This window comes from Streptomyces sp. NPDC002138 (assembly GCF_040296485.1).
GTDB lineage: Bacteria > Actinomycetota > Actinomycetes > Streptomycetales > Streptomycetaceae > Streptomyces.
Map to the genome: position 1 here is coordinate 26,047 of NZ_JBEOXE010000052.1, position 26,323 is coordinate 52,369.

The 26,323-nt window shown below is 71.4% G+C and carries 28 protein-coding genes; 16 read left to right on the top strand and 12 right to left on the bottom strand.

What is annotated here, in order from left to right; translation table 11 throughout:
* Positions 1 to 31: 31 nt before the first annotated feature.
* Both ABT084_RS28095 and ABT084_RS28100 read right to left on the bottom strand, forming a co-directional pair.
* On the bottom strand, positions 32 to 1,423 hold the full coding sequence (locus ABT084_RS28095; protein ID WP_351049520.1) for a metallopeptidase TldD-related protein: 1,392 nt from the start codon (positions 1,421 to 1,423) through the stop codon (positions 32 to 34).
* Positions 1,423 to 2,946 carry a TldD/PmbA family protein gene (locus tag ABT084_RS28100; RefSeq protein ID WP_351049523.1) on the bottom strand — a complete coding sequence of 508 codons (1,524 nt, stop codon included), beginning with the start codon at positions 2,944 to 2,946 and terminating at the stop codon, positions 1,423 to 1,425. Before ABT084_RS28100 ends, ABT084_RS28095 begins: the two co-directional genes overlap by 1 nt.
* Before the next feature lie 185 nt (positions 2,947 to 3,131).
* Between ABT084_RS28100 and fabG the strand changes: the two genes are divergently transcribed.
* From fabG to ABT084_RS28115, 3 genes are all read left to right on the top strand, one after another.
* Positions 3,132 to 3,851, top strand: coding sequence for a 3-oxoacyl-[acyl-carrier-protein] reductase (gene fabG / locus ABT084_RS28105; protein ID WP_351049525.1), 720 nt, complete (start codon positions 3,132 to 3,134; stop codon positions 3,849 to 3,851).
* 5 nt (positions 3,852 to 3,856) lie between these two features.
* On the top strand, positions 3,857 to 4,636 hold the full coding sequence (gene fabI, locus ABT084_RS28110; RefSeq protein ID WP_351049528.1) for an enoyl-ACP reductase FabI: 780 nt from the start codon (positions 3,857 to 3,859) through the stop codon (positions 4,634 to 4,636).
* A gap of 214 nt (positions 4,637 to 4,850) precedes the next feature.
* Entirely contained in the window at positions 4,851 to 5,375 is a 525-nt protein-coding gene (locus ABT084_RS28115) for a hypothetical protein (RefSeq protein ID WP_351049531.1), read from the top strand.
* On the opposite strand, the gene ABT084_RS28120 is transcribed toward ABT084_RS28115, so the two are convergent.
* Complete coding sequence (locus ABT084_RS28120) at positions 5,356 to 6,060, bottom strand: FadR/GntR family transcriptional regulator (protein ID WP_351049534.1); 705 nt, start codon at positions 6,058 to 6,060, stop codon at positions 5,356 to 5,358. The two genes, ABT084_RS28115 and ABT084_RS28120, sit on opposite strands and share 20 nt — an antisense overlap.
* A gap of 99 nt (positions 6,061 to 6,159) precedes the next feature.
* Here ABT084_RS28120 and ABT084_RS28125 point away from each other — a divergent pair, with 99 nt between their 5' ends.
* The 4 genes from ABT084_RS28125 to ABT084_RS28140 all read left to right on the top strand — a co-directional run bounded on the left by ABT084_RS28125 (position 6,160) and on the right by ABT084_RS28140 (position 8,624).
* Positions 6,160 to 7,473 carry a CynX/NimT family MFS transporter gene (locus ABT084_RS28125; RefSeq protein ID WP_351049537.1) on the top strand — a complete coding sequence of 438 codons (1,314 nt, stop codon included), beginning with the start codon at positions 6,160 to 6,162 and terminating at the stop codon, positions 7,471 to 7,473.
* Between the two features lie 5 nt (positions 7,474 to 7,478).
* Complete coding sequence (locus ABT084_RS28130) at positions 7,479 to 7,595, top strand: SGM_5486 family transporter-associated protein (protein WP_351049539.1); 117 nt, start codon at positions 7,479 to 7,481, stop codon at positions 7,593 to 7,595.
* Positions 7,596 to 7,773: 178 nt separating this feature from the next.
* On the top strand, positions 7,774 to 7,995 hold the full coding sequence (locus ABT084_RS28135; protein WP_351049542.1) for a hypothetical protein: 222 nt from the start codon (positions 7,774 to 7,776) through the stop codon (positions 7,993 to 7,995).
* Between the two features lie 107 nt (positions 7,996 to 8,102).
* Complete coding sequence (locus tag ABT084_RS28140; protein ID WP_351049545.1) at positions 8,103 to 8,624, top strand: SixA phosphatase family protein; 522 nt, start codon at positions 8,103 to 8,105, stop codon at positions 8,622 to 8,624.
* Positions 8,625 to 8,706: 82 nt separating this feature from the next.
* Here ABT084_RS28140 and serB read toward each other — a convergent pair whose 3' ends face one another.
* Together serB and ABT084_RS28150 are read right to left on the bottom strand one after the other, a co-directional pair.
* Entirely contained in the window at positions 8,707 to 9,906 is a 1,200-nt protein-coding gene (gene serB / locus ABT084_RS28145) for a phosphoserine phosphatase SerB (RefSeq protein WP_351049547.1), read from the bottom strand.
* An 84-nt stretch (positions 9,907 to 9,990) separates the two neighbouring features.
* On the bottom strand, positions 9,991 to 11,499 hold the full coding sequence (locus ABT084_RS28150) for a streptophobe family protein (RefSeq protein ID WP_351049550.1): 1,509 nt from the start codon (positions 11,497 to 11,499) through the stop codon (positions 9,991 to 9,993).
* A 228-nt stretch (positions 11,500 to 11,727) separates the two neighbouring features.
* Here ABT084_RS28150 and ABT084_RS28155 point away from each other — a divergent pair, with 228 nt between their 5' ends.
* Complete coding sequence (locus ABT084_RS28155) at positions 11,728 to 14,226, top strand: ABC transporter ATP-binding protein/permease (RefSeq protein WP_351049552.1); 2,499 nt, start codon at positions 11,728 to 11,730, stop codon at positions 14,224 to 14,226.
* A gap of 120 nt (positions 14,227 to 14,346) precedes the next feature.
* Here ABT084_RS28155 and ABT084_RS28160 read toward each other — a convergent pair whose 3' ends face one another.
* The gene (locus ABT084_RS28160; protein ID WP_351049555.1) at positions 14,347 to 15,009 is read right to left on the bottom strand and encodes a transglycosylase SLT domain-containing protein; all 663 of its coding nucleotides are present in this window, start codon (positions 15,007 to 15,009) and stop codon (positions 14,347 to 14,349) included.
* A 549-nt stretch (positions 15,010 to 15,558) separates the two neighbouring features.
* Between ABT084_RS28160 and ABT084_RS28165 the strand changes: the two genes are divergently transcribed.
* From ABT084_RS28165 to ABT084_RS28175, 3 genes are all read left to right on the top strand, one after another.
* Entirely contained in the window at positions 15,559 to 16,593 is a 1,035-nt protein-coding gene (locus ABT084_RS28165) for a GAF domain-containing sensor histidine kinase (protein ID WP_351049557.1), read from the top strand.
* A complete protein-coding gene (locus ABT084_RS28170; protein ID WP_351049560.1) occupies positions 16,586 to 17,236 on the top strand; it encodes a response regulator in 651 nt (216 codons plus the stop codon). The genes ABT084_RS28165 and ABT084_RS28170 overlap by 8 nt, the downstream gene beginning before the upstream one ends.
* Before the next feature lie 172 nt (positions 17,237 to 17,408).
* Positions 17,409 to 17,654: a chaplin gene (locus tag ABT084_RS28175; protein ID WP_351049596.1), complete on the top strand. Its 246-nt coding sequence runs from the start codon at positions 17,409 to 17,411 to the stop codon at positions 17,652 to 17,654.
* A 95-nt stretch (positions 17,655 to 17,749) separates the two neighbouring features.
* On the opposite strand, the gene ABT084_RS28180 is transcribed toward ABT084_RS28175, so the two are convergent.
* A complete protein-coding gene (locus ABT084_RS28180) occupies positions 17,750 to 18,532 on the bottom strand; it encodes an Rv1486c family protein (RefSeq protein WP_351049563.1) in 783 nt (260 codons plus the stop codon).
* A gap of 141 nt (positions 18,533 to 18,673) precedes the next feature.
* Here ABT084_RS28180 and ABT084_RS28185 point away from each other — a divergent pair, with 141 nt between their 5' ends.
* The 4 genes from ABT084_RS28185 to ABT084_RS28200 all read left to right on the top strand — a co-directional run bounded on the left by ABT084_RS28185 (position 18,674) and on the right by ABT084_RS28200 (position 21,891).
* Positions 18,674 to 19,468, top strand: coding sequence for an ABC transporter ATP-binding protein (locus ABT084_RS28185; RefSeq protein ID WP_351049565.1), 795 nt, complete (start codon positions 18,674 to 18,676; stop codon positions 19,466 to 19,468).
* An 84-nt stretch (positions 19,469 to 19,552) separates the two neighbouring features.
* Complete coding sequence (locus tag ABT084_RS28190; RefSeq protein WP_351049568.1) at positions 19,553 to 19,984, top strand: NfeD family protein; 432 nt, start codon at positions 19,553 to 19,555, stop codon at positions 19,982 to 19,984.
* A 95-nt stretch (positions 19,985 to 20,079) separates the two neighbouring features.
* On the top strand, positions 20,080 to 21,036 hold the full coding sequence (locus ABT084_RS28195) for an SPFH domain-containing protein (protein ID WP_351049571.1): 957 nt from the start codon (positions 20,080 to 20,082) through the stop codon (positions 21,034 to 21,036).
* A gap of 78 nt (positions 21,037 to 21,114) precedes the next feature.
* Positions 21,115 to 21,891 carry a sulfite exporter TauE/SafE family protein gene (locus ABT084_RS28200; RefSeq protein ID WP_351049573.1) on the top strand — a complete coding sequence of 259 codons (777 nt, stop codon included), beginning with the start codon at positions 21,115 to 21,117 and terminating at the stop codon, positions 21,889 to 21,891.
* Between the two features lie 69 nt (positions 21,892 to 21,960).
* Here the strand turns inward: ABT084_RS28200 and ABT084_RS28205 are convergent, their stop codons facing one another.
* From ABT084_RS28205 to ABT084_RS28220, 4 genes are all read right to left on the bottom strand, one after another.
* Positions 21,961 to 22,464: an HNH endonuclease gene (locus ABT084_RS28205; protein WP_351049575.1), complete on the bottom strand. Its 504-nt coding sequence runs from the start codon at positions 22,462 to 22,464 to the stop codon at positions 21,961 to 21,963.
* Positions 22,465 to 22,611: 147 nt separating this feature from the next.
* A complete protein-coding gene (locus ABT084_RS28210) occupies positions 22,612 to 23,145 on the bottom strand; it encodes a YbhB/YbcL family Raf kinase inhibitor-like protein (protein ID WP_351049577.1) in 534 nt (177 codons plus the stop codon).
* Between the two features lie 49 nt (positions 23,146 to 23,194).
* Complete coding sequence (locus ABT084_RS28215; RefSeq protein ID WP_351049580.1) at positions 23,195 to 24,280, bottom strand: IS630 family transposase; 1,086 nt, start codon at positions 24,278 to 24,280, stop codon at positions 23,195 to 23,197.
* A gap of 101 nt (positions 24,281 to 24,381) precedes the next feature.
* On the bottom strand, positions 24,382 to 25,164 hold the full coding sequence (locus ABT084_RS28220) for a sporulation protein (RefSeq protein WP_351049582.1): 783 nt from the start codon (positions 25,162 to 25,164) through the stop codon (positions 24,382 to 24,384).
* A 115-nt stretch (positions 25,165 to 25,279) separates the two neighbouring features.
* Here ABT084_RS28220 and ABT084_RS28225 point away from each other — a divergent pair, with 115 nt between their 5' ends.
* A complete protein-coding gene (locus tag ABT084_RS28225) occupies positions 25,280 to 25,921 on the top strand; it encodes a DNA-3-methyladenine glycosylase (protein WP_351049585.1) in 642 nt (213 codons plus the stop codon).
* 146 nt (positions 25,922 to 26,067) lie between these two features.
* On the opposite strand, the gene ABT084_RS28230 is transcribed toward ABT084_RS28225, so the two are convergent.
* A partial coding sequence (locus tag ABT084_RS28230; protein ID WP_351049588.1) for a hypothetical protein occupies positions 26,068 to 26,323 on the bottom strand: 256 nt, incomplete at its 5' end.

The window sequence follows — 26,323 nt, forward strand, 5'->3', positions numbered from 1 at the left end:
GTCTGAAATTGCCGTGCTCAGTCTAGGTGGGTCAGACTCCCTGGCTGACCGAGCTCATGTTGAAGTCCGGGATCCGCAGCGCGGGCATCGCGGCCCGGGTGAACCAGTCGCTCCACTCGCGCGGCAGGGTCTTCTCGGTCCGCCCGGCCTCGACGGCCCGCGAGAGCAGGTCCACCGGCGACTCGTTGAACCGGAAGTTGTTGACCTCGCCCACGACCTGGCCGTTCTCCACCAGGTAGACCCCGTCCCGGGTCAGCCCGGTGAGCAGCAGCGTCGCCGGGTCCACCTCGCGGATGTACCAGAGGCAGGTCAGCAGCAGACCCCGCTCGGTGGCGGCCACCATCTCCTCCAGGGACTTCTCGCCGCCCCCGTCCAGGATCAGGTTCCCGAAGCCCGGCGCCGTCGGCTGGCCGGTCAGGGCGGCGCTGTGCCGGGTCGTGGTCAGCCGGGCGAGCTCGCCGCCGCTGATCCACTCCGTGGGGGGCACCGGGAGGCCGTTGTCGAAGACCGACGCGTCGTCGCCCGAGCTGTGCGCGATCACGAAGGGCGCGGACTCCAGGCCCGGCGCGTTCGGGTCGCTGCGCAGGGTCAGCGGCAGCCCGGAGAGCCGCTCGCCGAGCCGGGTGCCACCGCCGGGCTTGGAGAAGACGGTCCGTCCCTCCACCGCGTCCCGGGCCGCCGCCGACCACATCTGGTAGATCAGCAGGTCCGCCACGGCGGTGGGCGGGAGCAGGGTCTCGTACCGCCCGGCGGGCAGTTCGATCTTCCGCTCGGCCCAGCCGAGGCGTACGGCCAGCTCCGCGTCCAGGGCGGTCGGGTCGACGTCCTTGAAGTCCCGCGTGGAGCGGCCCGCCCAGGCGGAGCGGCTGCGGTCCGGGGACTTCGCGTTCAGCTCCAGGGTGCCGGTCGGCTGGTCGTGCCGCAGCCGCAGGCCCGTCGAGGTGCCGACGTAGGTGGAGACCATCGTGTGGTGGGCGAAGCCGTAGAGCTCGCGGCCGCCCGCGCGGGCCCGGGCGAAGGCCTCGCCCAGCGCCGGCGCGAAGTCGCCGAACACCGCCGAGGAGGTCTCGGCCGGCCCGTCGGTGAAGTCCGGCGAGGCGGGAGTACCGGTCACCAGCGGCTGGGCGTCCTCGGCCGGGCCCGCGCCGCGGGCCGCCGCCTCGGCGGCCCGCACCAGCGGCTCCAGCTCCTCGGCGGTGACGGCGGAGCGCGAGACGACCCCCGAGGCCGTGCCCTCCTTGCCGTTCACCGTGGCGATCACCGTGAGGGTGCGGCCGCGGGTGACACCGTTCGTGGTCAGGGCGTTGCCCGCCCAGCGCAGGTTCGCGCTCGACTCCTCGTCGGCGATGACGACGCAGCCGTCGGCGGTGGACAGCGCCAGCGCGCGCTCGACGATCTCGTGGGGCTTGGTACGGATCGGCATCAGCGTCCGGCCTCCTGCGTGGTGTTGAGGATGTTCACGTCACGGAACAGCGCGGAGGGGCAGCCGTGTGAGACGGCCGCGACCTGCCCCGGCTGGGCCTTGCCGCAGTTGAAGGCGCCGCCCAGGACATAGGTCTGCGGGCCGCCGACCTTCTCCATCGAGCCCCAGAAATCGGTGGTCGTGGCCTGGTAGGCGACGTCGCGCAGCTGCCCGGCCAGCTTGCCGTTCTCGATCCGGAAGAACCGCTGCCCGGTGAACTGGAAGTTGTAGCGCTGCATGTCGATCGACCACGACCGGTCGCCGACCACGTAGATCCCGCGCTCCACCCCGCCGATCAGGTCCTCGGTGGAGAGCCCGCCCGGATCCGGCTGGAGCGAGACGTTCGCCATCCGCTGCACCGGCACGTGCCCGGGGGAGTCCGCGAAGGCGCAGCCGTTGGAGCGGCCGAGCCCGGTCAGCTTCGCGATCCGCCGGTCCAGCTGGTAGCCGACCAGGGTGCCGTCCTTGACCAGGTCCCAGCTCTGGGCCTCGACGCCCTCGTCGTCGTAGCCGACCGTGGCCAGCCCGTGGGGCGCGGTGCGGTCACCCGTCACGTTCATGATCGAGGAGCCGTACGTCAGCTTGTTCAGCTGGTCGAAGGTGGCGAAGGAGGTGCCCGCGTACGCCGCCTCGTAGCCCAGCGCCCGGTCCAGCTCGGTGGCGTGCCCGATGGACTCGTGGATGGTGAGCCACAGGTTCGACGGGTCCACCACCAGGTCGTAGCGCCCGGCCTGCACGCTCGGCGCGCGCATCTTCTCGGCCAGCAGCTCCGGGATCCGCTCCAGCTCCGAGTCCCAGTCCCAGCCGGTGCCCGTCAGGTACTCCCAGCCGCGCCCGGCCGGCGGGGCGATGGTCCGCATGGAGTCGAACTCGCCGGTCTCGCCGTCCACGGCCACCGCTGTGAGCTGCGGATGGATCCGGACCCGCTGCTGCGTGGTGACCGTCCCGGCCGTGTCGGCGTAGAACTTGTTCTCGTGCACGGCGAGCAGCGAGGCGTCCACGTGGGCCACGCCGCCGGCGCGCAGCAGCCGGGCGCTGAAGTCGGCGAGCAGCGCCGCCTTCTCCTCGTCCGGCACGTCGAAGGGGTTCACGTCGTAGGCCGAGACCCAGGTGCGGTCCTCGTGCACCGGCTCGTCGGCGAGCTCCACCCGCTCGTCGGAACCGGCGGCCTTGATCACCTCGGCCGAGAGCTGCGCCATGGCCACGGCCTGCGAGGCCACCTTGGCGGCGCCGTCCATCGTGAGGTCCACGCCGGAGGCGAAGCCCCAGCTGCCCCCGTGCACCACCCGGACCGCGTAGCCGAGGTCGGTGGTGTCGGACCCGCCCGACGGCTTGGCGTCCCGCTGGCGCCAGGAGGCGCTGCGGATGCGCTCCAGCCGGAAGTCGGCGTGATCGGAGCCCAGCGCGCGGGCCCGGGCGAGGGCCGCGTCGGCCAGCGCCCGCAGGGGCAGCGCGGCGAATGCCGCGTCGATGGAATGGGGCACGGACGTCCTCCCGTGGTGTGGATCGGTTGCCTCGATCATGTCGCGCCCGGGGCCCTGCTGCCTACCGCTTTCTGTAGGGACTCGACAGACCCCGTCCCAAGGCCCTGTCGGAGCCCGATTCTTTGATAACCGCATGAGACCGATAGGTTTTCGGTTATCCAGACTGCTAGCGAAAGGGTGATCCGTTGAGCCGCTCGGTTCTCGTCACCGGAGGAAACCGGGGCATCGGCCTCGCCATCGCCCGAGCCTTCGCCGAGGCCGGCGACAAGGTCGCGATCACGTACCGCTCCGGCGAGCCGCCGGAGGTCCTGGCGGAGCTGGGCGTCCTGGCGGTCCGCTGCGACATCACCGACACGGAGCAGGTGGAGCAGGCCTACAAGGAGATCGAGGACAAGCACGGCGCGGTCGAGGTGCTGGTGGCCAACGCCGGCATCACCAAGGACACGCTGCTGATGCGCATGTCCGAGGAGGACTTCTCCTCCGTCGTCGACACGAACCTCGTCGGCACCTTCCGCGTCGTCAAGCGGGCCAACCGCGCGATGCTGCGCGCCAAGAAGGGCCGCGTGGTCCTCATCTCCTCGGTCGTCGGCCTCCTGGGCTCGGCGGGCCAGTCCAACTACGCCGCCTCCAAGGCGGCCCTGGTCGGCTTCGCCCGGTCCCTCGCCCGCGAACTGGGCTCCCGCAACATCACCTTCAACGTGGTGGCCCCCGGCTTCGTGGACACCGACATGACGAAGGTGCTCACCGACGAGCAGCGCGCCGGCATCGTCGGACAGGTCCCCCTCGGCCGCTACGCGCAGCCCGAGGAGATCGCGGCCGCCGTGACCTTCCTGGCCTCGGACGGCGCCGCGTACATCACTGGAGCCGTCATTCCCGTTGACGGCGGATTGGGCATGGGTCACTGATCACCATGAGTGGAATTCTCGACGGCAAGCGCATTCTGATCACAGGTGTGCTGATGGAGTCGTCCATCGCCTTCCACGCCGCCAAGCTGGCGCAGGAGCAGGGCGCCGAGGTCATCCTCACCGCCTTCCCGCGGCCGACGCTCACCGAGCGCATCGCCCGGAAGCTGCCCAAGCCCGCCAAGGTGATCGAGCTGGACGTCACCAACGACGAGCACCTGGCCCGGCTCGCGGACCTGGTCCGCGAGGAGCTGGGCGGCCTCGACGGAGTCGTGCACTCCATCGGCTTCGCGCCGCAGGACGCCCTCGGCGGCAACTTCCTGAACACCCCCTTCGAGTCGGTCGCGACCGCCATGCACGTCTCGGCGTTCTCGCTGAAGTCGCTGACCATGGCCTGCCTGCCGCTGTTCCCGGAGGGCGACGGCCAGGGCGGCTCGGTGGTCGGTCTGACCTTCGACGCGCAGTACGCCTGGCCGCAGTACGACTGGATGGGCCCGGCCAAGGCCGCGCTGGAGGCCACCAGCCGCTACATGGCCCGCGACCTCGGCAAGCGGAACATCCGCTGCAACCTGATCTCGGCGGGTCCGATCGGCTCGATGGCCGCGAAGTCCATCCCGGGCTTCTCGGACCTGGCCGACGTGTGGAACCACCGCTCCCCGATGGAGTGGGACATGGCCGACGCGGAGCCCGCGGGCAAGGGCATCGTGGCCCTGCTCTCGGACTGGTTCCCGAAGACCACCGGCGAGATCATCCACGTGGACGGCGGCCTGCACGCGATGGGTGCCTGACCCTCCGGTCACGCCCGTCCCGCATCCGTACGGCGGCGGCCGCGCTTCCCCTTTCCGGGGGGCGCGGCCGCCGCCGTTTCCCGTGGTCCGGGGGTGGTTCTCGATCAGATTTACGCCGCCCGACGGGATCTTCCCGAGTCGAAAAGGCGGACATATGCCTGCAAACTGACCGAGCCGGGATCTTCCCGGAGTGCGTCGGGGAGGAGGTGCGGGAGTGCGTGCGAGGCGGAAGCGAGCGGTATCGCTGCTGGTCACCTCGGTCGTCGTGACCGGCCTCCTGCTCCCGGCCACGGCCGCGTCGCGCTCCGGTGCGGCCGACCCGGTCACGGCGGCGAGTGGGGGCAGGGCCCTGCGCTCCGGGGTCGCCGGTTCCGGAGCCGAGCGCCCGGACGCCCCGATCGGCCCCGTGGATCCGGCGGGCCGGCCGGCGCCCGAGACGGCCGTCACCCACGTCGCCGATCTGGCGGTCGAGCCGCCGCCGCAGCCCGCCCGGGGCGCCCCGGAGGAGCTGTTCGGCGCCGACTGCGCCACCCGCATCGAGGGCTCCCAGGTCAAGGCCCACTGCCACAACCGGTTCCCCGGGACCGATCTCGTCCGGCTGCACGTCGAGTGCGACCGCTGGTGGGACGTGGACGGGGACAGCGCCCCGCTCGCCGTCGTCCCGTCGGGCCGCTCGGAGCTGAACGGCCGCTGCTGGAAGGAAGTCCGCTCGGCCTGGGTCAGCCACCAGCGCCAGTAGCGCCGGTGCCCGCGCCGCGCGCGCGCAGGCAGACGAACGGGTACCCCGCCGCCTCCGAAGCCGCCGCGTCCGCGTCCCCGCGCCGGATCGCCTCGATCAGCCGCCCGTGGTCCAGGTGCGACTCGGGCGCCAGCTCCGGGCCCACGTCCCCGCGCAGCCAGTCCGCCACGAGGTCGCCGAGGTCGGCGTACAGCTCGATCAGCACCTCGTTGTGCGAAGCCGTCACCACGGCCATGTGCAGGCTCACGTCCGCCGCGACGAACAGCTCCGTGCTCCCGCTCGCCCACGCCTGCTCGCGGCGCGCCAGCAGCGCGTCCAGCTGGACCAGGTCCCGCTCGGTACGCCGCTCCGCCGCCAGCCGGGCCGCCGAGGACTCCAGGGTCGAGCGCAGCTCCGCGATGTGCCGGGGGTCGGCCCCCGCGAAGCGCCGGTGCATCACCCCGGCCAGCTCGCTCGTCGCGAGGACGTACGTCCCCGAACCCTGGCGGATGTCGAGCAGCCCGTTGTGCGCCAGCGCCCGTACCGCCTCGCGCACCGTGTTGCGGGCCACCCCCAGCAGCTCCACCAGCTCCGGCTCGGTGGGGATGCGGGAGCCCACCGGCCACTCGCCCGAAGTGATCTGGTTGCGCAGCTGGGCGATCACCTGATCGACGAGCGCGGAGCGGCGAGGAGACGTCAGCGGCATGGTGCCCCCGTCGGAGGTCGGTGGAGCGGGTGGCCGAAAAACCTCGTACGAGATCTCGGGGGTGGACAACCAATCATCCCATGATTCTATGATGGTGCAATGTCCGACGAAGAAATCCAGACCCTGACCCGGCCCGCGGCCGCGCGCACGGCACCCGAACAGACCAACCCGACGGCCCCGGAGCCCGCCGTCACGCCCACCCCCACCTGGCTCGGCCCGGTGCTCCTCGTCGGAATCGTGCTGGCCGCCCTCAACCTGCGACCCGCCATCACCAGCCTCGGCGCCCTCTTCGAGGAGACCCGCACGGGCCTCGGCATGAGCGGCACGGTCGCCGGACTCATCACCTCCGTCCCCGCCCTCTGCTTCGCCGTCTTCGGCGTCACCGCGCCCCGGCTCTCCCGCCGCTTCGGCCCGGCCGCCGTCGTCTGCGCCGGCATGGCCGCCGTCGCGGCCGGTCTGCTGATCCGCCCCTTCGCCGACAGCGCCGCCGGGTTCCTCGCCGCCAGCGCCCTCTCCCTCGCGGGCATAGCGCTCACCAACGTGCTGCTCCCCGTCATCGTCAAGCGGTACTTCCCCGACCGCGTCGGCACCATGACCGGCCTGTACTCCATGGCCCTGGCCGCCGGCACGTCGCTGGCCGCCGCCGCGACCGTCCCGATGACCGACGCCCTCGGCGGCAGCTGGCGCACCGGCCTGCTGGTCTGGGCCCTGCTCGCGGTGCTCGCCGTACTGCCCTGGCTGGCCATCGCCGCGGCCGCCCGCCGCGAGAAGCGGGCCGCCACCGCCGACGGGGCCGCTCCGGCCTCCCGGCCCGACGCGGGCCCCGGCGTCCTGCGCAGCCGCACCGCCTGGGCGCTGGGCTGCTACTTCGGCCTCCAGGCCACCGGCGCCTACGTCACCATGGGCTGGCTCCCGCAGATCTTCCGCGACGCCGGGGTCTCGGCCGGCACCGCGGGCGTCCTGCTCGCCGTCACCATGGTCATGGGCGTACCGCTGGCCTTCGTCATCCCGCGCCTGGCCGGGCGGATGCGGCACCAGGGCCCCATCGCCGCCGTCCTCTGCCTCTTCGGCCTCGCCGGCTACCTCGGGCTCTACCTGGCCCCCGCCGCCGGAGCCTGGGCCTGGGCCCTCCTGCTCGGCGTCTCCAACTGCGCCTTCCCGCTCGTCATCACGATGATCGGCCTGCGCGCCAAGTCCCCGGCCGGAGTCGTCAAGCTCTCCGCCTTCGCCCAGAGCGCCGGCTACCTCATCTCCATCCCCGGACCGCTCCTCATCGGCACCCTCTACCAACACAGCGGCGGCTGGGACCTGCCCCTCGCGCTGATGGCCTGCCTGACCGTGCCCCAGCTCGTGCTCGGCGTCCTCGCGGGCCGGGACCGCACGATCGAGGACGAATGCGGCATGCGAGACTGACCGGCATGCCAGTCCTCGAACCGCACCCCCAGAACGGCCACAAGAAGCTCGGCCTCGTGCTCGGCGCGATGCTCGTCGTGACCGTGATCATCTCCGTCATCGCCAGCATCGCCTCCCGCTGAACCGGCCGGGCCCCGTGTCCCCGGGGGGTGGTGGGGTTAACCCCACCACCCCCTAGGGGGCCAGGCTCAGGGTGAAGTGGGGTGTGCCCCGGATGGGGGCCGCGCCTTCGGATCCATAGATTCGAAGGAGCGGGCCACTCCCGGCCGAGCACCCCAGCACCCCACCCCGGAGGCGGTCATGTCGGCCACCCTGCACACCCGTCCCGCCCGTCCGGCCCGCCGCGTCACCACCGGTGTCGCCGACGCGCGCCTGCACTGGTGGGTGCTGGCCCTGCCCGCGCTCGCCTTCGGGCTCCTGCTGCTGCTCCTCGCCGGATCCGGCGAGGCCCAGGCCGCCGCCCCGGCCCACACCTCGCCCCTCGCCCAGGTCACCCAGCAGATCCTGCGCGTCGTCGGCTGACCGCGCGCCGCGGCCCCGCCGCGCCCCGCGGACGAGCGCCCCACCCCCAGGGGTGATGCGGTCAACACCCTGCGCCCCGTGGCTGATTTCATGCGAAGCTGGGTGCCATGAGCGCCGAATCACCCCGCAGGATCGTCCTCCTCCGGCACGCCAAGGCCGAGTGGTCGGACGGCACCGATCACGACCGTCCGCTGGCCGAGCGCGGCCGTACCGACGCGCCCGCCGTCGGCCTCAAGCTGGCCGAGACCGGCATCGACTTCGACCTGGCCCTCTGTTCCACCGCCGCCCGGACCCGCGAGACCTGGAAGCTCGCCGTCCACGCGCTGCCGCACCGGCCGAAGACCCTCTACGAGGACCGGCTGTACGAGGCCTCCCTCGGCGAACTCATCGCCCTGCTGAACGAGACCCCCGACGACGTCGCCGACCTCCTCGTCATCGGCCACAACCCCGGCATGCACGCCCTCGCCGACGGCCTCACCGGCCGCTCCGAAGGCGACACCCGCACCCGGATGACCCGCACCGGCTTCCCGACCTCCGCCCTGGCCGTGGTCTCCTTCACCGGCCCGTGGAAGTCCCTGGAGCTCGGCGTCGGCACGCTGCTGGACTTCTGGACCCCCAAGGACCACTGACCCGCCCCCCTACCCTGACGGCGACGGGCCCCGGCGTGCTGCCGGGGCCCGTCGCCGTCGTAGGGGGCGCGTACGGACGTACTCACGCCAGGTCGGCGGCCTCGACCTCTTCCCGGGTGATCCCGAGCAGGTACAGCACCGCGTCGAGGAACGGCACGTTCACGGCGGTGTGCGCGGCCTCCCGGACCACCGGCTTGGCACAGAAGGCGACGCCCAGGCCGGCGGCGTTCAGCATGTCCAGGTCGTTCGCGCCGTCACCGATGGCCACCGTCTGGGCCAGCGGCACCCCCGCCTCAGCGGCGAAGCGGCGCAGCAGCCGCGCCTTGCCCGCGCGGTCCACGATCTCGCCGGTGACCCGGCCGGTCAGCTTGCCGTCCTCGATCTCCAGCGTGTTGGCGGCGGCGAAGTCCAGCCCGAGCCGCTCGCGCAGATCGTCGGTCACCTGGGTGAACCCGCCGGAGACCACGCCCACCTGGTAGCCCAGCCGCTTCAGGGTGCGGATCAGGGTCCGGGCGCCCGGCGTGAGCCGCACCTCCGCGCGGACCTTGTCCACGACCGAGGCGTCCAGCCCGGCCAGCAGCGCGACCCGGGCGTGCAGCGATTGCTCGAAGTCCAGCTCACCGCGCATCGCCTGCTCGGTGACCGCGGCGACCTTGTCCTCGCAGCCCGCGTGCGCGGCGAAGAGCTCGATCACCTCGTCCTGGATGAGGGTCGAGTCCACGTCCATCACGACCAGGCGCTGCGCCCGGCGGTGCAGACCGGCCGACACGACGGCCACGTCCACGCCGATGTGCTTGGCGGCCAGGGCGAGGGAGGTGCGCAGCGCCTCCGTCTCGGCGCCGGAGACGGCGAATTCGACCGCGGTCACGGGATACTTGGCGAGCCGGAAGATGCGGTCGATGTTGCCGCCGATCGCGGTGATCCGGGCGGCGATGGCCGCCGTGGACTCCGAGGTGAGCGGGTTGCCGAGCACGGTGACGTGGGAACGCCCACTGCCGCGCGGCCGGTTGTCGCCCGTACCGGAGATGATCTCGGCCTGCAGCTTGAGCGACTCGGCCCAGCTGTGCACGGTGGCCCGCAGCTCGCCTTCGCCGCCCACCTCGGGCTTGGTGACGAGGGCGCACAGCACGATGCGGCCACGGGTGACGACCTGTTCGATGTCGACGACATCGACGGAGTAGGCGGCGAGGGTGTCGAACAGCCCGGCGGTGATCCCGGGACGGTCCTTGCCGAAGATCTTGACGAGGATGGTGGGGACGTCGGAGGTCTGCGAAGCGCTCATGGTGCCCTCACCGTATCTTCCCCGGTCCCGCGGGTGACCCCCCGTCCCGCCCAGCGGACTCCGGGCGCGGCGGGGGCGTCCTCGTCAGCGCGGGGGGCTCGGGGGCGGGCCGGGTGGCGGGGGCGGGGTGAAGGGCTCGCGGGGCGGTCGGGGGTGGACCGGTGGGGCTGCGATCGTCCGGTCCTGGGAGGGGTGGGGCGGGGCGTGCGGGGGTTTGGGCGGGGGGTCGGTCCGGTACGGGTTGGGGTGGTCCGGCGGGGTCCAGGGGGTGGCGGGGCGGTAGGGGCTCGGGGGGCCGTCGGGGGGTGGCGGAGGGGTCGGGGGCCGGGGTGGCGCTCCCGCTGGGCGGGCTCGGCGGGCCAGTACGGTGCCTGTGGCGCCTGCCAGGGTTCCCCATGCCGCGCCCAGGGCCACGGCCAGGGGGGTGTCGCCCCGGAGGTCCACCTGGGCGCCTGCCGTGTCCACGCCCAGGACGGCCAGCGAGGCGCTCGCCGACAGGGCCGTCAGCCACGCCAGTGCCCCCAGCGTCACCCCGGTCACCGCCCCCAGCCGCAGCGCGGGAGCCGCCACCCCGCGCCCTGGGGTCCGTACGGCCGCCAGCACACCCGCGTACAGCAGCAGCAGGCCCGCCCCCGCCACCAGCAGCCATACCCGCTGGTCGTACTCCGCCAGCCGCCCCACCGTCACCGCGTCCCGCCCCGGAACCCCGAGCAGCCGGTCCAGCGGATCGGGCAGCAGCCGCGCCGCGTCCCCCGTGACCCGGGCGCGGAAGGGGACGAAGAGCCCCAGCAGCACCCCCGTCCAGGCCCCGTTCGGCGCCCCCAGCAAGGCCGCGCCCAGGACCCGGTCCGGATGCGCGTCCCCCGCCGCCGCCCACCCGGCGGCGCCCAGCCCGGCCACCACCGCCACCAGCAGCATCGCCAGCACCGCCGAGACCGCGGGCCGCAGCCGGGCCAGGGCGGCCGGACCGCGCCGCGAGGCGAGCAGGGCCACCGCCAGCACGCAGATCGCCCACACCCCGGCTGCCAGCAGGGTCGGGGCGGTGTCCACCGCGAAGCCCACCCGCGCCCGGGTCTCGATCAGGTCGCCCAGCCGGTCGGGCAGCAGCCCGCCGATGTCCCCGATCCCCGGGATCTCCACCTTCGCCGGGGTCCGGGGCAGCGCCGCGCCGTCCAGGGTGACCACGTCGTGCCCCGCCCAGCCCAGCCCGCCCGCCATGGCGACGAAGAGCGCGGTCACCAGCGCCGCGCGCGCGAGGAGTTCGCCCGGAGCCGCGCCCACCCGCAGCGAGCGCAGGAACAGCAGCCCGAGCACCAGCGCTCCCGCCAGCGCCACCCCCAGCGGGGCGACGTCCAGGGCGGTGCGCGCTTCCGCCCCGCTGACGCCCAGGACCGACACGTCCCCCGTCGGGGTGACCGAACCGCCCACCGCCAGCACCACCACGGCCGCCGCCATCGCCCCGAGCGAGCCGCCCGCCGCGTCCGCGCCCAGCAGGTGCAGGCCGAGCGCGGCGACCCCGGCCATCACGATCAGGGACCAGCCGACGGCGGCCACGGCGGACAGGACCGCCTCGCCCCAGCGCATCCGGTGCATGGGCGGCCCCCAGTTTTCTGTCCCCTATGTGACCTGTCACCACTCTCGGGCGGATATCCGACCCCGTCAACGGGCCTCCGTAGGCCCGCGCGAGCGCCGTGTAGACGGTTTCGGCGGAGCCCGGATTCCCCTTGTGGCCCCGGGCCTGAAATAGTTCCCCCGGATGTTCGCCATCCCTAGACTCCCTGACGTCAGGGGGATCCTCGGGGGACAAAAAGTGGGGCTGGAGTGCCGGAACACGTACTGGAATTGAATGGCAGGACCTGGACGCTCGATCCGTCCAGGTCGTACTCCCTGGGGCGCGACCCCCAGGGTGACGTGGCGATCGATGACGCCAGGGTGTCGTGGCGCCATGCCACCATCAGCTGGAACGGGCGGGGTTGGGGGATCGAGGACCACGGCAGCACCAACGGCACCTATGTGCACGGTGCCAGGGTCCAGCAGACCGAACTGGTGCCCGGAACGCCGGTGCACCTGGGCAACGCGCAGGACGGTCCGCGGCTGAATCTGACCGTCGCCGCCGTGGCGGCGGCCGCCCCGCAGCCGGCCGCCGCCCACCAGGCGCAGGCCAACTGGCAGGAGGCGCCCCCGCAGCAGCAGTACCAGCAGCCGCAGCAGCAGGCCGCTCCGCAGTACCAGCCGCCGCAGCAGCAGCCGCAGGTCCCGCACCAGCAGGCCGCCCCGCAGCAGCAGCATCAGCCCGGCCCGGGCTACAGCGACCGCAGCCCGACGACGTTCCACCACCTCGAGCTCGGCCACGTCATGCGCATCGGCCGCGCCCTGGAGAACGAGCTGGTCGTCTCCGACCTCCAGGTCTCGCGCCTGCACGCGGAGTTCCACTCGATGCCGGGCGGCCGCTTCGAGATCCGCGACCTCGGCAGCCACAACGGCACCTACGTCAACGGTCAGGCGCTGCCGAAGTCCGGCACCGCGCTGCTCGGCCCCAACGACATCGTCGGTGTGGGTCACTCCACCTTCCGGATCGTCGGCGACCGCCTCGAGGAGTTCGTCGACACCGGTGACGTCTCCTTCTCGGCCCGCCACCTCACGGTCACGGTCGACGGCGGCAAGCAGATCCTCAAGGACGTCACCTTCGGCGTCCCGGAGAAGTCGCTGATCGGTGTCATCGGCCCCTCCGGCTCCGGCAAGTCGACCCTGCTCAAGGCGCTCACCGGCTACCGGCCCGCCGACCAGGGCGACGTCCTCTACGACAACCGCAACCTGTACAAGCAGTTCGCGGAGCTCCGCCAGCGCATCGGCCTGGTCCCGCAGGACGACATCCTGCACAAGGAGCTGAAGGTCAGCACGGCCCTCAAGTACGCGGCCAAGCTCCGCTTCCCCGGCGACACCGCCGAGTCCGAGCGCGCCGCCCGCATCGACGAGGTGCTGCGCGAGCTCAAGCTCGACATCCACAAGGACAAGAAGATCACCTCGCTCTCCGGTGGTCAGCGCAAGCGCGTGTCCGTGGCCCTGGAGCTGCTCACCAAGCCGTCGCTGATCTTCCTGGACGAGCCGACCTCCGGCCTCGACCCGGGCATGGACCGCGATGTCATGCAGCTGCTGCGCGGCCTCGCCGACGACGGCCGTACGGTCCTCGTCGTCACCCACTCGGTCGCCGAGCTGGGCATCTGCGACAAGCTGCTGGTCATGGCCCCGGGCGGTTCGGTCGCCTACTTCGGCCCGCCGGACGAGGCGCTGAACTTCTTCGGCTACACCACGTGGGCCGACGTGTTCTCCGCCTTCGAGAACTACCGCGAGTACGACTGGGCCGGCCGCTGGAAGGGCTCGCAGCACTTCCAGCTCTACGCCGCCGACATCGACGCCGTCGCCCCGCAGTCGGTCGCGATGCCGCCCGCGCAGCAGATGCGCCCGCCCAAGCCGCAGGGCTACGGCTCGCAGCTGTGGACGCTGATCCGCCGGTACACCTCGGTCATCGCCTCGGACAAGGGCTTCATCGGCCTGATGCTGATCCTGCCCGCGGTCCTGGGCGTGGTCTCCACCGTCATCCCGGCCACCTTCGGCCTGGCGCCGCCGACCCCGCCGTCGAACTTCAACGGCGACGCCGGCACGATCATGCTGATCCTCTGCGTCGGCATGTGCTTCTCGGGCGCCGCGAACTCGGTCCGTGAGCTGATCAAGGAACGGGTGATCTACGAGCGCGAGCGCGCGACCGGCCTGTCCCGGTCGGCGTACCTGATGTCCAAGGTGATCGTCCTCGGCGTCATCACGGCCATCCAGGGCGTCGTCATCTGCGCGATCGGCTTCATCCCGCGCGACCTGCCCACCGAGGGCCTGCTCATGCCCCCGGCCGTCGAGCTGTGCCTGTCCGTCACGGCGCTGGGCTTCACCTCGATGATGTTCGGCCTGGTGATCTCCTCGCTGGTGAAGACCGCCGAGAAGACCATGCCGCTGCTGGTCATGTTCGCGATCGTCCAGGTCGTGTTCACCGGCATCCTCTTCAAGGTCTACGACTCCGTGGGCCTGGAGCAGGTCGCCTGGCTGATGCCCTCCCGCTGGGCCATCGCCGCCGCGGGCACCACGCTGAACCTCGGCAAGCTCATGCCGCCGTGGGACCGCGACAACCCCACCAACACCGACCCGCTGTGGGACCACTCGATCGGCCAGTGGGGTCTGAACATCACGATCCTGCTGCTCCTGGGCATCGCCTGCGGCTTCGCCGTGGCGCGCCTGCTGCGCCGCCACGAGCCGGAGGTCATGCGCAACTAGGCCGCGCGCCCGTCCGTACGGGCCCCGGTACGCGCATACGCCACAGGGCGGCACCCGGTACTCCGGGGGCCGCCCTGTGGCGTATGGGGGCTGGGGGTGACGTCAATGGCCGAGCAGGGCTCAGTAGGCGCTGTTGACGTTGTCGATCGAGCCGTAACGGTCGGCGGCGTAGTTGGCCGCGGCGACGATGTTGGCGACCGGGTGGTACTGGTCCAGCGGGGTGCCGGCGACGTGGTAGGCCAGGAAGGTCGGGCGGATGACCTGGAGCAGACCCATCGAGGGGATGCCGTTCTTGGCGTTGATGTCCCAGTTGTTGATCGCGCGCGGGTTGCCGCTGGACTCGCGCATGATGTTCTTGTAGAGCCCGTTGTACGTGCCCGGAATCTTGTTCGCCTTCATGATCGCGAGCGACTCCTTGATCCATCCGTCAAGGTTGTTCGCGTACATCGGCTTGCGGGCGGCGGAACGGCTGGCCGCTTCCTTGTCGGCGCGGTCCTTCTTCGCGGCGGCTTCGGCCTTGGCCTTCGCCGCGGCCTTGGCGGCCTCCGCCTTCTTGTCCGCGACGACCTGCTGCGCGGTGAGGTGCTGGCGCAGGGTCTTCGCCTGAGCGCCGTCGACGGTCTGGGTCCACGCCACGGGGGCGGCCACGACGGTCTCGGCGGCCTCACCGGAGGCGGCCGGAACGAGGGAGAAGGCGAGGGCGGCGGCGCCGAGGGTGGCGACTCCGGCGATCGACAGCTTGTGGCCCTTGGTCAGACGGCCGGGGGTGCTGGTCTCGGACATGCGTGAGCAACCTCTTCGAATAGCGGGGGCCGCAGGAAAGCGCCTCGGCGGTGTTGATCCGCGGCGCTGTGCGACGGGAGCCATTGTTAGCGGCGGCAAAATCCTGTGGCAAAGGTGTGACGTACGAAGCCCGATAGTGGATCACGGCCCCCCGAGGTCACCCCGTGTTCGTCCGCCGGACCGGCCCCATCAGTGCTGACAGAGCCTTTATCTATCCACTAAGCAGCTTCGTAAGTGATCTGCGTCCTATGTGCGGGCTCACATCGGAGTCGTAACAGTCTCACCGTCCGTTGCATAGGCAATGCTTAGCGTGAGGGATCTCCTCCCTGAGGAGGACCCCGCACCCCCGGGCCCTCCTGCGAAAGGCAGACCCGCCCCCCGTCTCCCCCTGCTCCGGAGGTACGGCGCCCCGCGCGCGCCGGGTCCGCGCCGGGCCCACGCCGGGCCCCGCCGGGTCCGCGGCCGGGTCCGCAGACCTAGGCCGGACCGCGCCCGTACCTAGGTCGCGGGCCCGATTCCGCAGGTCACGGCCACGAGTACGGTGATCCCATGCGCAACGGACCCGAGGGAACCCGCACCGGGCTGGCCGCGGTGAGCACCGCCCTGCTCGCCATGAGCCGGCACCTGGAGGTCCGCGACGTCCTCAAGACCATCGTCGTCTCGGCCCGGGAGCTGCTGGACGCCGAGTACGCCGCCCACCCCGAGATGTCGGACTTCCTCGGCCTGCCCATCCGCGACGGCGAGGAGATCCTCGGCGCCCTCTTCCTCGCGAACAAGCGGGACCCGGCGGCCCGGCGGGACCCGGCGGACCGGCGGGACCCCGCCGACGGGCCGTGCCCCGCCGGCGAGCGCGTCCCCCGCCCCGGCGGCGGCTTCACGGAAGAGGACGAGGCCCTGCTCGGCATCCTCGCCCAGCATGCGGCCATCGCCCTGACCAACGCCCGCCTCTACGAGCGCAGCCGCGAGCTGACCATCGCCGAGGAGCGCTCCCGGCTCGCCCACGAGCTGCACGACGCCGTCAGCCAGAAGCTCTTCTCCCTCCGGCTCACCGCCCAGGCCGCCGCCGCGCTCGTCGACCGCGACCCGGTCCGGGCCAAGGACGAACTGCACCAGGTCGCCGCCCTCGCCGCGGAAGCCGCCGACGAGCTGCGGGCCGCCGTCGTGGAGCTGCGCCCCACCGCCCTCGACGAGGACGGCCTCGTCGCGACCCTGCGCGACCAGATCAACGTCCTGGACCGCGCGCACGCAGCCCACGTCACCTTCCACTGCGACGGCGTACGCGCCCTGCCCGGCTCCCGGGAGGAAGCCCTCCTTCGGGTCTCCCAGGAGGCCCTGCACAACGCCCTGCGCCACTCCGGCGCCGACCGGGTCGAGGTCACCCTGAGCCGCACCCCCGCCGGGGGAGCGCTCCTGACGATCACCGACTCCGGCCGCGGCTTCGACCCCCAGGCCGTCCGCAAGGCCGGCCGCCACCTCGGCCTGGTCTCCATGCGGGACCGGGCCGGCGGGGTCGGCGGCCGCCTCACCGTGCGGTCGGCGCCCGGCGAGGGCACCACGATCGAGATGGAGGTCCCCGGTGGCTGACACACCGGCCCGTATCAAGGTCCTGCTCGTCGACGACCACCAGGTCGTCCGGCGCGGCCTGCGCACCTTCCTGGAGGTACAGGACGACATCGAGGTGGTCGGGGAGGCCTCCGACGGCGCCGAGGGCGCCGCCCGCGCCGAGGAACTGCGGCCCGACGTGATCCTCATGGACATCAAGATGCCGGGGACCGACGGCCTCGACGCCCTGCGCCGGCTGCGCGAGCTGGCGAACCCCGCCCGGGTGCTGATCGTCACCAGCTTCACCGAGCAGCGCACCGTGGTCCCCGCCCTGCGCGCGGGCGCCGCCGGATACGTCTACAAGGACATCGACCCCGACGCGCTCGCCGGAGCCATCCGCTCCGTCCACGCCGGGCACGTCCTGCTCCAGCCGGAGGTCGCCGAGGCGCTGCTCTCGCAGGACGAGCACGGCCCGGCCCCGGGCCGCGGCGGATCGCTGACCGACCGCGAGCGCGAGGTCCTCGGCCACATCGCGGACGGCCGCTCGAACCGGGAGATCGCGCGGGCGCTCGTCCTCTCGGAGAAGACGGTCAAGACGCACGTCTCGAACATCCTGATGAAGCTGGACCTGGCCGACCGCACGCAGGCGGCATTGTGGGCGGTCAGGAACGGAATCGCCGACTGAGCGGACCGAATACGACCGTCTCGCACCCGTCTCGCACCCGTCTCGTTTCCGGGATGAGATTCATACGGTCGGGTGTATGTAGCCCACATGGCGCATCCCGGCGGCCCGTACGGCCGTTCTTCAGTGCGTGCCGCGGCGGCTGGTCGCGGCAGACGTACTGGAGGACGAGAACGTGAAGAACTTCAAGAAGGCCGCAGCCGCCACCATGATCGCGGGCGGCCTCGTCGCCGCCGGCGCCGGTGTCTCCTCGGCGCACGGCGGTGCGTCGGCGGAGGGCGAGGCCCAGAACTCGCCCGGCGTGGCCTCCGGGAACCTGCTCCAGGTCCCCGTGCACGTCCCCGTGAACGCGGTCGGCAACTCGGTCAGCGTGATCGGCCTGCTCAACGGCGCGTTCGGCAACACCGGCATCAACGGCTGACGCCACCCGCGTACCCCGGCCCCGCTTCCCCCGCTCTCCCCGGGAAGCGGGGCCGCGGTGTGTCCGGGCCCCTTTCCGCGGAACGGCCCCGCCGGTCAGCCCCGCTCCCGCTCCTCCACGTACGCGTTGTACGCCGCCACCTGCGCGCGCCGGGCCACCCGCTCGACCGGCCGCAGCGCCTCCGCCCGCGCCGCCATCTCGGAGGCGGCCACCGCCCCGCCGTGCCCGCGCTCGTACGCCAGGGACACCAGCAGGCCCACCCGCTGCGCCAGCGACAGCACCCGCACCGCCCGCGGCGGATACCCCGGGGCCAGCACCTCGCGCCCCGCCTCCGCCCGCGCCCGGTACGCCGACAGCGCCGCCTCCGCCACCGGCCCCGAGGCCGCCACGTCCAGCCGGGTCAGTACGGCCGTCGCCTCCCGCAGGGCCTCCGCCAGCTCCCGCTCCGCCTCGCCCAGCGAGGGCACGTCCGCGGGCGGCGCCTCCCGCACCGGCAGGCAGTGCCACACCACCTCGACGTGCACGTCACCCGCGGGCCCGGCCTCCGTCACCTCCGGTACGAGCCCCAGCGCCGCACCGACCGCGACCACGGCCTCCTCGGCGTCCAGCGCCCGCGCGTTGAACTCCGGCGGACCGCTCAGCCCCAGCGGATGCCCCGGCGCGGGCAGTGCCACCCGCAGACCGGTGACCCCCATGGCGCGCAGCCGCCCGAGCCCGAGCGTCAGGCCGACCGGCCCGTTCTCGCCCGGCAGCTCCGCCACCCGGTGCACGGCGTCCGCGCCGACGATCGACAAAGCGGCGTCGTCGGGCGAGACGAGACCGGCCAGCAACGAGTTCCCCCAGGCGGCCAGCCGCCCTGAACGTGGTTCCACAAGCATTCCCCCACCTTAGTAACCCGCCCCCGGAGCCCGCCCCACTCGGCCTGGCGACCGGAGCTCCTCCGGAGTGGCGTAGGTTTCTCTGGGGCTGCGCCTACAGGCGCACACAGAACCGACACTGCAAGGGGAGACAACACGCTCATGAGCGACGTTCTGGAGCTGGTGGACGTATCCGTGGTCCGCGAGGGCCGCGCTCTGGTGGACCAGGTCTCCTGGTCGGTCAAGGAGGGGGAGCGCTGGGTGATCCTCGGCCCCAACGGCGCCGGGAAGACCACCCTGCTCAACGTCGCCTCCAGCTACCTCTTCCCCAGCAGCGGCAGCGCCACCATCCTCGGCAGCACCCTCGGCAAGGTCAACGTCTTCGACCTGCGCCCGCGCATCGGCGTCGCCGGCATCGCGATGGCCGACAAGCTCCCCAAGCGCCAGACCGTCCTGGAGACCGTGCTCACCGCCGCCTACGGCATGACCGCGACGTGGCACGAGGAGTACGAGGACATCGACGAGCAGCGCGCCCGCGCGTTCCTCGACCGCCTCGGGATGACGGACTACCTCGACCGGAAGTTCGGCACCCTCTCCGAGGGCGAGCGCAAGCGCACCCTGATCGCCCGCGCCCTGATGACGGACCCCGAGCTGCTGCTCCTCGACGAGCCCGCAGCCGGCCTCGACCTCGGTGGCCGCGAGGACCTCGTCCGCCGGCTCGGGCGCCTCGCGCGCGACCCGATGGCCCCGTCGATGATCATGGTCACGCACCACGTCGAGGAGATCGCCCCCGGCTTCACGCACGTGCTCATGATCCGCCAGGGCAAGGTCGTCACCGCCGGCCCCATCGAGCTCGAGCTGACCTCCCGCAACCTCTCCCTCTGCTTCGGCCTCCCGCTGGTCGTCGAGCGCAACGACAGCGACCGCTGGACCGCCCAGGGCCTGCCGCTCCGCTAGCCGCCCCTGCCGGATCCGGCCCGACCCGGGACAGGGGCCCGCGCACCCTGTCCGGACCGGGCCCGCCCGACCTACCATGACCATGTGAGCGAAATCGACGCGTGGGTGTGGTGGCTCATCGGGGCGGTCGGACTGGGGATCCCCCTGGTCGTCACCGCGATGCCGGAGTTCGGCATGTTCGCCGTCGGCGCGCTCGCCGCCGCGGTCACGGCCGCCGTCGGCGGGGGAGTGGTCGCGCAGTTGCTGGTCTTCGTCATCGTCTCGGTGGCGCTGATCGCCGTGGTCCGCCCCCTCGCCAACAGGCACCGCGACCAGCGGCCCCAACACCGCAGCGGGATCGACGCGTTGAGGGGCAGAAGCGCCGTCGTCACGGAACGGGTCGACGGCAGCGGCGGCCGGATCAAGCTCGCCGGGGAGATCTGGTCCGCCCGCACGCTCGACGCGGACAGCAGTTTCGAACCAGGACAACAGGTCGATGTCGTGGAGATCGACGGGGCGACGGCCGTCGTCATGTGACGTCATGTGACCAAGCACCCGACTCGCGGGCCCCCGGTCTGCGAGACTCCGCTCAACGGGGCAGCACAGACAGCCGGAAGGGCACGGGGAACCGCATGCAACCGATCATCATCGTTCTGATCATTCTGGTGATCCTCGTCTTCATCGCACTGGTCAAGACGATCCAGGTGATCCCGCAGGCCAGCGCGGCCATCGTCGAACGGTTCGGGCGATACACCCGCACCCTCAACGCGGGCCTGAACATCGTCGTCCCGTTCATCGACTCGATCCGCAACCGGATCGACCTCCGCGAGCAGGTCGTCCCCTTCCCGCCGCAGCCGGTGATCACCCAGGACAACCTGGTGGTCAACATCGACACGGTCATCTACTACCAGGTGACCGACGCCCGGGCCGCGACGTACGAGGTGGCCAGCTACATCCAGGCCATCGAGCAGCTCACCGTCACCACCCTGCGCAACATCATCGGCGGCATGGACCTGGAGCGGACCCTCACCTCCCGCGAGGAGATCAACGCGGCCCTGCGCGGCGTGCTCGACGAGGCCACCGGCAAGTGGGGCATCCGCGTCAACCGCGTCGAGCTGAAGGCGATCGAGCCGCCGACCTCCATCCAGGACTCGATGGAGAAGCAGATGCGCGCCGACCGCGACAAGCGCGCCGCGATCCTCCAGGCCGAGGGTGTCCGCCAGTCCGAGATCCTGCGCGCCGAGGGTGAGAAGCAGTCCTCCATCCTGCGCGCCGAGGGTGACGCCAAGGCCGCCGCGCTGCGCGCCGAGGGCGAGGCCCAGGCGATCCGTACGGTCTTCGAGTCCATCCACGCCGGAGACCCGGACCAGAAGCTCCTCGCCTACCAGTACCTCCAGATGCTCCCGAAGATCGCCGAGGGCGACGCGAACAAGCTCTGGATCGTCCCCAGCGAGATCGGCGACGCCCTCAAGGGACTCAGCGGCGCCATCGGCAACTTCGGCCCCATGGGCGGCGGCTCCAACGGGCTGCACCGCAAGGACGAGCAGCCCGCCGCCCCGGACCGCCGCGAACAGCCCCCGATCGACTAGGACTCCCGTCCCCTCGTGCATGATCAGTGAGGCCCCTCGACCTTCTGGGCGGGGAGGCGACTCACTCTCGCAAAGGGGATGGCCTTGTCCATCTGGGAAGCACTCGCGGTCTTCGCCGCCGGCATCGGCGCCGGCACCATCAACACCATCGTCGGCTCCGGCACCCTGATCACCTTCCCGGTGCTCCTGGCGACCGGTCTGCCGCCGGTGACCGCCAATGTATCCAACACCCTCGGACTGGTGCCCGGTTCGGTCAGCGGGGCCATCGGCTACCGCAAGGAACTGAAGGGCCAGGGCGCCCGGATCCTGCGCCTGGGCGCCGTGTCCCTCGTCGGCGGACTCGCGGGCGCCGTCCTGCTGCTCAACCTGCCGTCCGACTCCTTCGACACGATCGTGCCGGTGCTCATCGCGCTCGCGCTCGTGCTCGTCGTCCTCCAGCCCCGGATCGCGGCGTCCGTGCGGCGGCGCCAGGAAGCCGCCGGGGGCGACGGCCCGCACCCCGACGGCGGTCCGGTCCTGCTGACCGGAATGCTGCTCTCCAGCGCCTACGGCGGCTACTTCGGGGCCGCTCAGGGCGTGCTCTACCTCGGCCTGATGGGCTCGCTGCTCCGCGAGGACATGCAGCGGGTCAACGCCGTCAAGAACATCGTCGCGGCCCTGGTCAACGGCATCGCGGCCGTGTTCTTCCTCTTCGTCGCCTCATTCGACTGGACGGCCGTCCTGCTCATCGCCGTCGGCTCCACCCTCGGCGGCCAGATCGGCGCCAAGGTCGGCCGACGCCTCCCGCCGACCGCCCTGCGCGCACTCATCGTGGTGGTCGGCCTGGTGGCCATCGTCCAGCTGCTGCTCCGCTGAGCGACGTAGGGAGGCTACGTACTTCGACGTATCCCTATCTACGCCCAGCGGGCAGATGACCTCATCCGATTACGCGATCCGCTCCAGCCATTCCGGCAGCTCCTCCCGGACACCCGCCCCCATGGCCAGCAGCATCGCGTCCGCCGGAGACGGCACGAAGGGCCTCCGGAGCAACGGCATCCCCGCTTCCTCCGGAGTCCGCGCCGCCTTGCGGTGGTTGTCCACGGCACAGGACGCCACCGTGTTCAGCCAGGTGTCGCCACCCCCCTGAGCCCTCGGCACCACGTGGTCCACCGTGGTCGCACGCTTCCCGCAGTAAGCGCACCGGTGCTGGTCACGCGCCAGCACCCCCCGCCGTGACCAGGGAGCATGTCTTCGGAAGGGCACCCTGACGTACCTGCACAGCCGGATCACCCGGGGCATCGGCAGGTCCATGGTGGCGCCGCGCACACGGAGTTCGGGATGGGACTGTTCGACGACGGCCTTGTCCTGAAGCACCAGGACCACCGCCCGGTTCAACGTCACCGTCGACAGCGGCTCGAAGCTCGCATTCAGCACCAGCGTGTCCCGCATCTCGCCCACCTCCCGTGTGCAGGCCCGCGACCACCCTGGCGGCGGGGCCCGGAACCACTCTGGCCGGGCCCGCCACCGGGGACAACGCAATAAAAATGCCCGGTCCTGGCCGCCTTTAGACCAGGACCGGGCAAACGCTCGGAGAACTCAGCCGGCCGGCGCCTCGAATTCGCCGATCAGCTGGGCGCGACCCAGCGTGTGGAAACGCAGGTTGAACCCGACGACGGCGGGCGAGGCCTCCGCGTCCGGCCCCAGCTTCTCCGTGTCCACCGCGTACACGGTGAACACGTACCGGTGCCGCTCCCCGGCCGGGGGAGCCGCCCCGCCGAAGTCGCGGCTGCCGTAGTCGTTGCGCACGTGCACCGCCCCGGCCGGCAGCCCCGGGAAGGAACCGCTGCCCGCCCCGGCCGGCAGCTCCGTGACCGAGGCCGGCAGGTCGAAGAGCACCCAGTGCCAGAACCCGCTGCCCGTCGGAGCGTCAGGGTCGAAGCAGGTCACCGCGAAGCTCTTCGTCCCCGCGGGCGCGCCCTCCCACCGCAGCTGCGGCGAACGGTTCCCGCCCCGCAGCACCTGCGCGTCGCTCAGATCCGCCCCCGGCGCGAGATCCGCGCTCTCGACGGTGAAGGTGGCCACCTCGGGATGGAAGGCGTGCGGAAGGGGCGCTCTGTTCTGGTCGGTCACTGCTCAACCTCCGTGGACGGGAACCCGTACGTCATCTGCCGACAGGAGCCTAGTGATCTGGTTCGGAGATGCGTGAGCAGTAGCGGCAGATCCGGTCGAGGATCTGGTCGGCGGTCTTGGTCCACTTGAAGGGCCGGGCATCGTCGTTCCAGACCTTGGTCCAGTTCTCGAGTGCGGCCTTGAGGTCGTCGAGTGAGCAGAACACCCCCCGCTCGAGACAGCGCCGTTCCAGCTCCGCGAACCACCGCTCGACCTGGTTGATCCACGACGAGTACATGGGGGTGAAGTGCAGCTGGAAGCGGGGATGCGCGAGCAGCCACTTGTGCACCACGGGTGCCTTGTGGGCGGAGAGGTTGTCGCAGATCACGTGGACCGCCAGGCCCTTGTCCGTCTGGCGGTCCATCTCGTCGAGGAAGTCCCGGAAGTCCACCGCCCGGTGCTGCGCGGACAGCTTCGTGATCACTTTGCCGGTGGCGGTGTTCAGGGCGGCGAACAGGTCGACGGTTCCGTGCCGGATGTAGTCGAAGCTCCGCCGCTCGGGCACTCCCGGGATCATGGGCAGCACCGGCGCGGTCCGCTCCAGGGCCTGGATCTGCGGTTTCTCGTCCACCGCGAACACCACGGCGTTCGCCGGCGGGGCGAGGTAGAGGCCGACGACGTCACGGATCTTGTCGATCAGGAACGGGTCCGGGGAGATCTTGAAGGTCTCAGTCCGCCACGGCTGCAGGCCGAAGGCGTGCCAGATCCGCAGCACACTTGCCGGGGAGATCCCCACGGCCTTTGCCAGTTCCCGCTTCGACCAGTGCGTCCCGCCCGCGGGCGTCTCCTCCAGGGTGCGGACCACCACCTCTTCCACCTGGGCATCCGTGATGGTCCGCGGCACCCCGGGCCGAGGCTCGTCGGCCAGCCCGTCGAGGCGGTCGCGCAGGAACCGCATACGCCATTTGGTGACGGTGCCCCGGTTCACACCCAGCCGGGCCGCAACCGCCAGGTTCGGCCCGCCCTCCGCACACGCCAGCACGATCCTCGCCCGCAGGGCCAGCCCCTGCGCGGTCGTGCGGCGCTTGACCCAGTTGTTCAACACCTGCCGCTCGGCCTCGCTCAGCACCAGCGGCTCCAGCCTGCTGTCACCCACAACCCACAGCAGACCGAAGCCAACCGACATCCGTCAGCCGAACCCACGAAGTGGTACGGCAAACGACTCACGTGGTGCCGAACGAACTCACGACCAGATCACTAGAACCAGTTGCGCTGCGAACCGACGGAAGCGATCCACTGATTGAGGTACCCCGCCCAATCGGTCCCCTGGTAGGACTGCAGGCCGACCTGGAAGCACCGGTAGGTGTCGGAGCCCTCGGAGAACAGACCCGGCTTCTTGTCCATCTCCAGCACGACGTCCATCTCGCGGCCATCGGCGATGAAGGTCAGCTCGACCTGGTTCAGCCCGCGGTACTGCGACGGCGGCAGGAACTCGATCTCCTGGTAGAAGGGAAGCGTCTGGCGCGTCCCCCGGATGTGCCCGCGCTCCATGTCCGCGCTGCGGAAACGGAAGCCGAGCTGCCCGAAGGCGTCCAGCAGCGCCTGCTGCGCCGGGAGCGGGTGCACGTTGATCGGGTCCAGGTCACCCGCGTCCACCGCCCGCGCGATCTCGAGCTCGGTGCTGACCCCGATGTTCATCCCGTGCAGGTGCTGACCCGCGAAGTGGGTGACCGGCGTCTCCCACGGGATCTCCAGGCTGAACGGCACCACGTGCAGCGCACCGGCCTGCACCTGGAAGGCACCGCCGAGCCGCTGCTTGCTGAAGACGATGTTCTGCTTCAGCTCCTGGTCGCCGCTCTCCACCTCCACCCGCGCCTGGAGACCGACGTTCAGCCCCTCGATCTGCTGCTCCACGGAACCGCCCTGGATACGCACCTCACCCTGGACGATCCCGCCCGGCACCACGTTCGGCTCGGTGATGATCGTGTCCACCGAAGCACCACCGGCACCCAGGCTCGCGAACAGCTTCCTGAACCCCATGTTCCTGACTCCCCTTGAAGACTCGTCCCGCCGATGCGGCGGGACGGCGTACCCCTACAAACGCGGAACCCTAAGCCCCGGTTGCACCGGCAGGCGTTGTACTACGCTCGCCCGGATGAGCGAGCGACCCGACCGTACGCCCCTGACCCGGGCATTCTTCGACCGCCCGGCCCTCACCGTGGCCCCGGACCTGCTGGGCCGCACCCTGGTGCGGCGCAGCGCGGAAGGGCTGATCGAGCTGCGCATCACCGAGGTGGAGGCGTACGAGGGAGAGGCCGACCCGGGCTCCCACGCCTACCGCGGCCGCACGGCGCGCAACGCGTCGATGTTCGGTCCGCCCGGACACGCGTACGTCTACTTCATCTACGGCATGTGGTTCAGCCTCAACCTGGTGTGCGGCCCGCCGGACCACGCGAGCGGGGTGCTGATCCGGGCGGGCGAGATCACCGTGGGCGCCGATCTGGCCCGCAAACGTCGACTTTCAGCCAGAGCCGACAAGGAACTGGCCAAAGGCCCGGCCCGCCTCGCGACCGCCCTGGACGTGGACCGCTCCCTGGACGGCGCCGACCTCTGTGCCGGCCCGGAGGCACCCTTGTCCGTCCTCGCGGGCATCCCCACACATTCCGACCTGGTCGGTACGGGCCCCCGCACCGGAGTCGGCGGCGAGGGCGCGGACCATCCGTACCGGTTCTGGATCACCCAGGACCCGACCGTGAGCCCGTACCGGGCCCATGCGCCACGCCGCCGCTCAACTTGACTCGCCCCTGGGCGCGGCCTAACGTAGCCCGAGCCGCTTGAAACGGAGCACTGCATCTGCAGACCTCCGGAGGCGGCCAACCCACTACTGCGATCACCCTGACGGGGATGATTTCGGCATGCCCGAATTCAGCGCCGGTGGCTCGATTATGAGCCGCAAGGGAAAGCCGCTAAAGTAGTGAACACGCCGAAAGGCAAGGCCCCCAACGGCCACCGAATTCGAATTCCAATCCGGTTAAACGGAACGGAATGAGTCTGGTAGAGTTGGAAACGAAGAACGAAGCCCGGAGGAAAGCCCGCAAGGGTCGGTACAAAGGAAGCGTCCGTTCCTTGAGAACTCAACAGCGTGCCAAAAATCAACGCCAGAAGTTGATACCCCGTCCACTTCGGTGGATGAGGTTCC

Bases quoted from the DNA above. Each gene is read 5' to 3' on its own strand.
- fabI (WP_351049528.1), top strand. From the start codon at position 3,857: ATGAGTGGAATTCTCGACGGCAAGCGCATTCTGATCACAGGTGTGCTG.
- ABT084_RS28165 (WP_351049557.1), top strand. From the start codon at position 15,559: ATGCGCAACGGACCCGAGGGAACCCGCACCGGGCTGGCCGCGGTGAGC.
- ABT084_RS28125 (WP_351049537.1), top strand. From the start codon at position 6,160: ATGTCCGACGAAGAAATCCAGACCCTGACCCGGCCCGCGGCCGCGCGC.
- serB (WP_351049547.1), bottom strand. From the start codon at position 9,906: ATGAGCGCTTCGCAGACCTCCGACGTCCCCACCATCCTCGTCAAGATC.
- ABT084_RS28135 (WP_351049542.1), top strand. From the start codon at position 7,774: ATGTCGGCCACCCTGCACACCCGTCCCGCCCGTCCGGCCCGCCGCGTC.
- ABT084_RS28150 (WP_351049550.1), bottom strand. From the start codon at position 11,499: ATGCACCGGATGCGCTGGGGCGAGGCGGTCCTGTCCGCCGTGGCCGCC.
- ABT084_RS28200 (WP_351049573.1), top strand. From the start codon at position 21,115: ATGGCCTTGTCCATCTGGGAAGCACTCGCGGTCTTCGCCGCCGGCATC.
- ABT084_RS28220 (WP_351049582.1), bottom strand. From the start codon at position 25,164: ATGGGGTTCAGGAAGCTGTTCGCGAGCCTGGGTGCCGGTGGTGCTTCG.
- ABT084_RS28160 (WP_351049555.1), bottom strand. From the start codon at position 15,009: ATGTCCGAGACCAGCACCCCCGGCCGTCTGACCAAGGGCCACAAGCTG.
- ABT084_RS28195 (WP_351049571.1), top strand. From the start codon at position 20,080: ATGCAACCGATCATCATCGTTCTGATCATTCTGGTGATCCTCGTCTTC.
- ABT084_RS28180 (WP_351049563.1), bottom strand. From the start codon at position 18,532: ATGCTTGTGGAACCACGTTCAGGGCGGCTGGCCGCCTGGGGGAACTCG.
- ABT084_RS28185 (WP_351049565.1), top strand. From the start codon at position 18,674: ATGAGCGACGTTCTGGAGCTGGTGGACGTATCCGTGGTCCGCGAGGGC.
- ABT084_RS28205 (WP_351049575.1), bottom strand. From the start codon at position 22,464: ATGCGGGACACGCTGGTGCTGAATGCGAGCTTCGAGCCGCTGTCGACG.
- ABT084_RS28130 (WP_351049539.1), top strand. From the start codon at position 7,479: ATGCCAGTCCTCGAACCGCACCCCCAGAACGGCCACAAGAAGCTCGGC.
- ABT084_RS28120 (WP_351049534.1), bottom strand. From the start codon at position 6,060: ATGCCGCTGACGTCTCCTCGCCGCTCCGCGCTCGTCGATCAGGTGATC.
- ABT084_RS28095 (WP_351049520.1), bottom strand. From the start codon at position 1,423: ATGCCGATCCGTACCAAGCCCCACGAGATCGTCGAGCGCGCGCTGGCG.
- ABT084_RS28140 (WP_351049545.1), top strand. From the start codon at position 8,103: ATGAGCGCCGAATCACCCCGCAGGATCGTCCTCCTCCGGCACGCCAAG.
- ABT084_RS28225 (WP_351049585.1), top strand. From the start codon at position 25,280: ATGAGCGAGCGACCCGACCGTACGCCCCTGACCCGGGCATTCTTCGAC.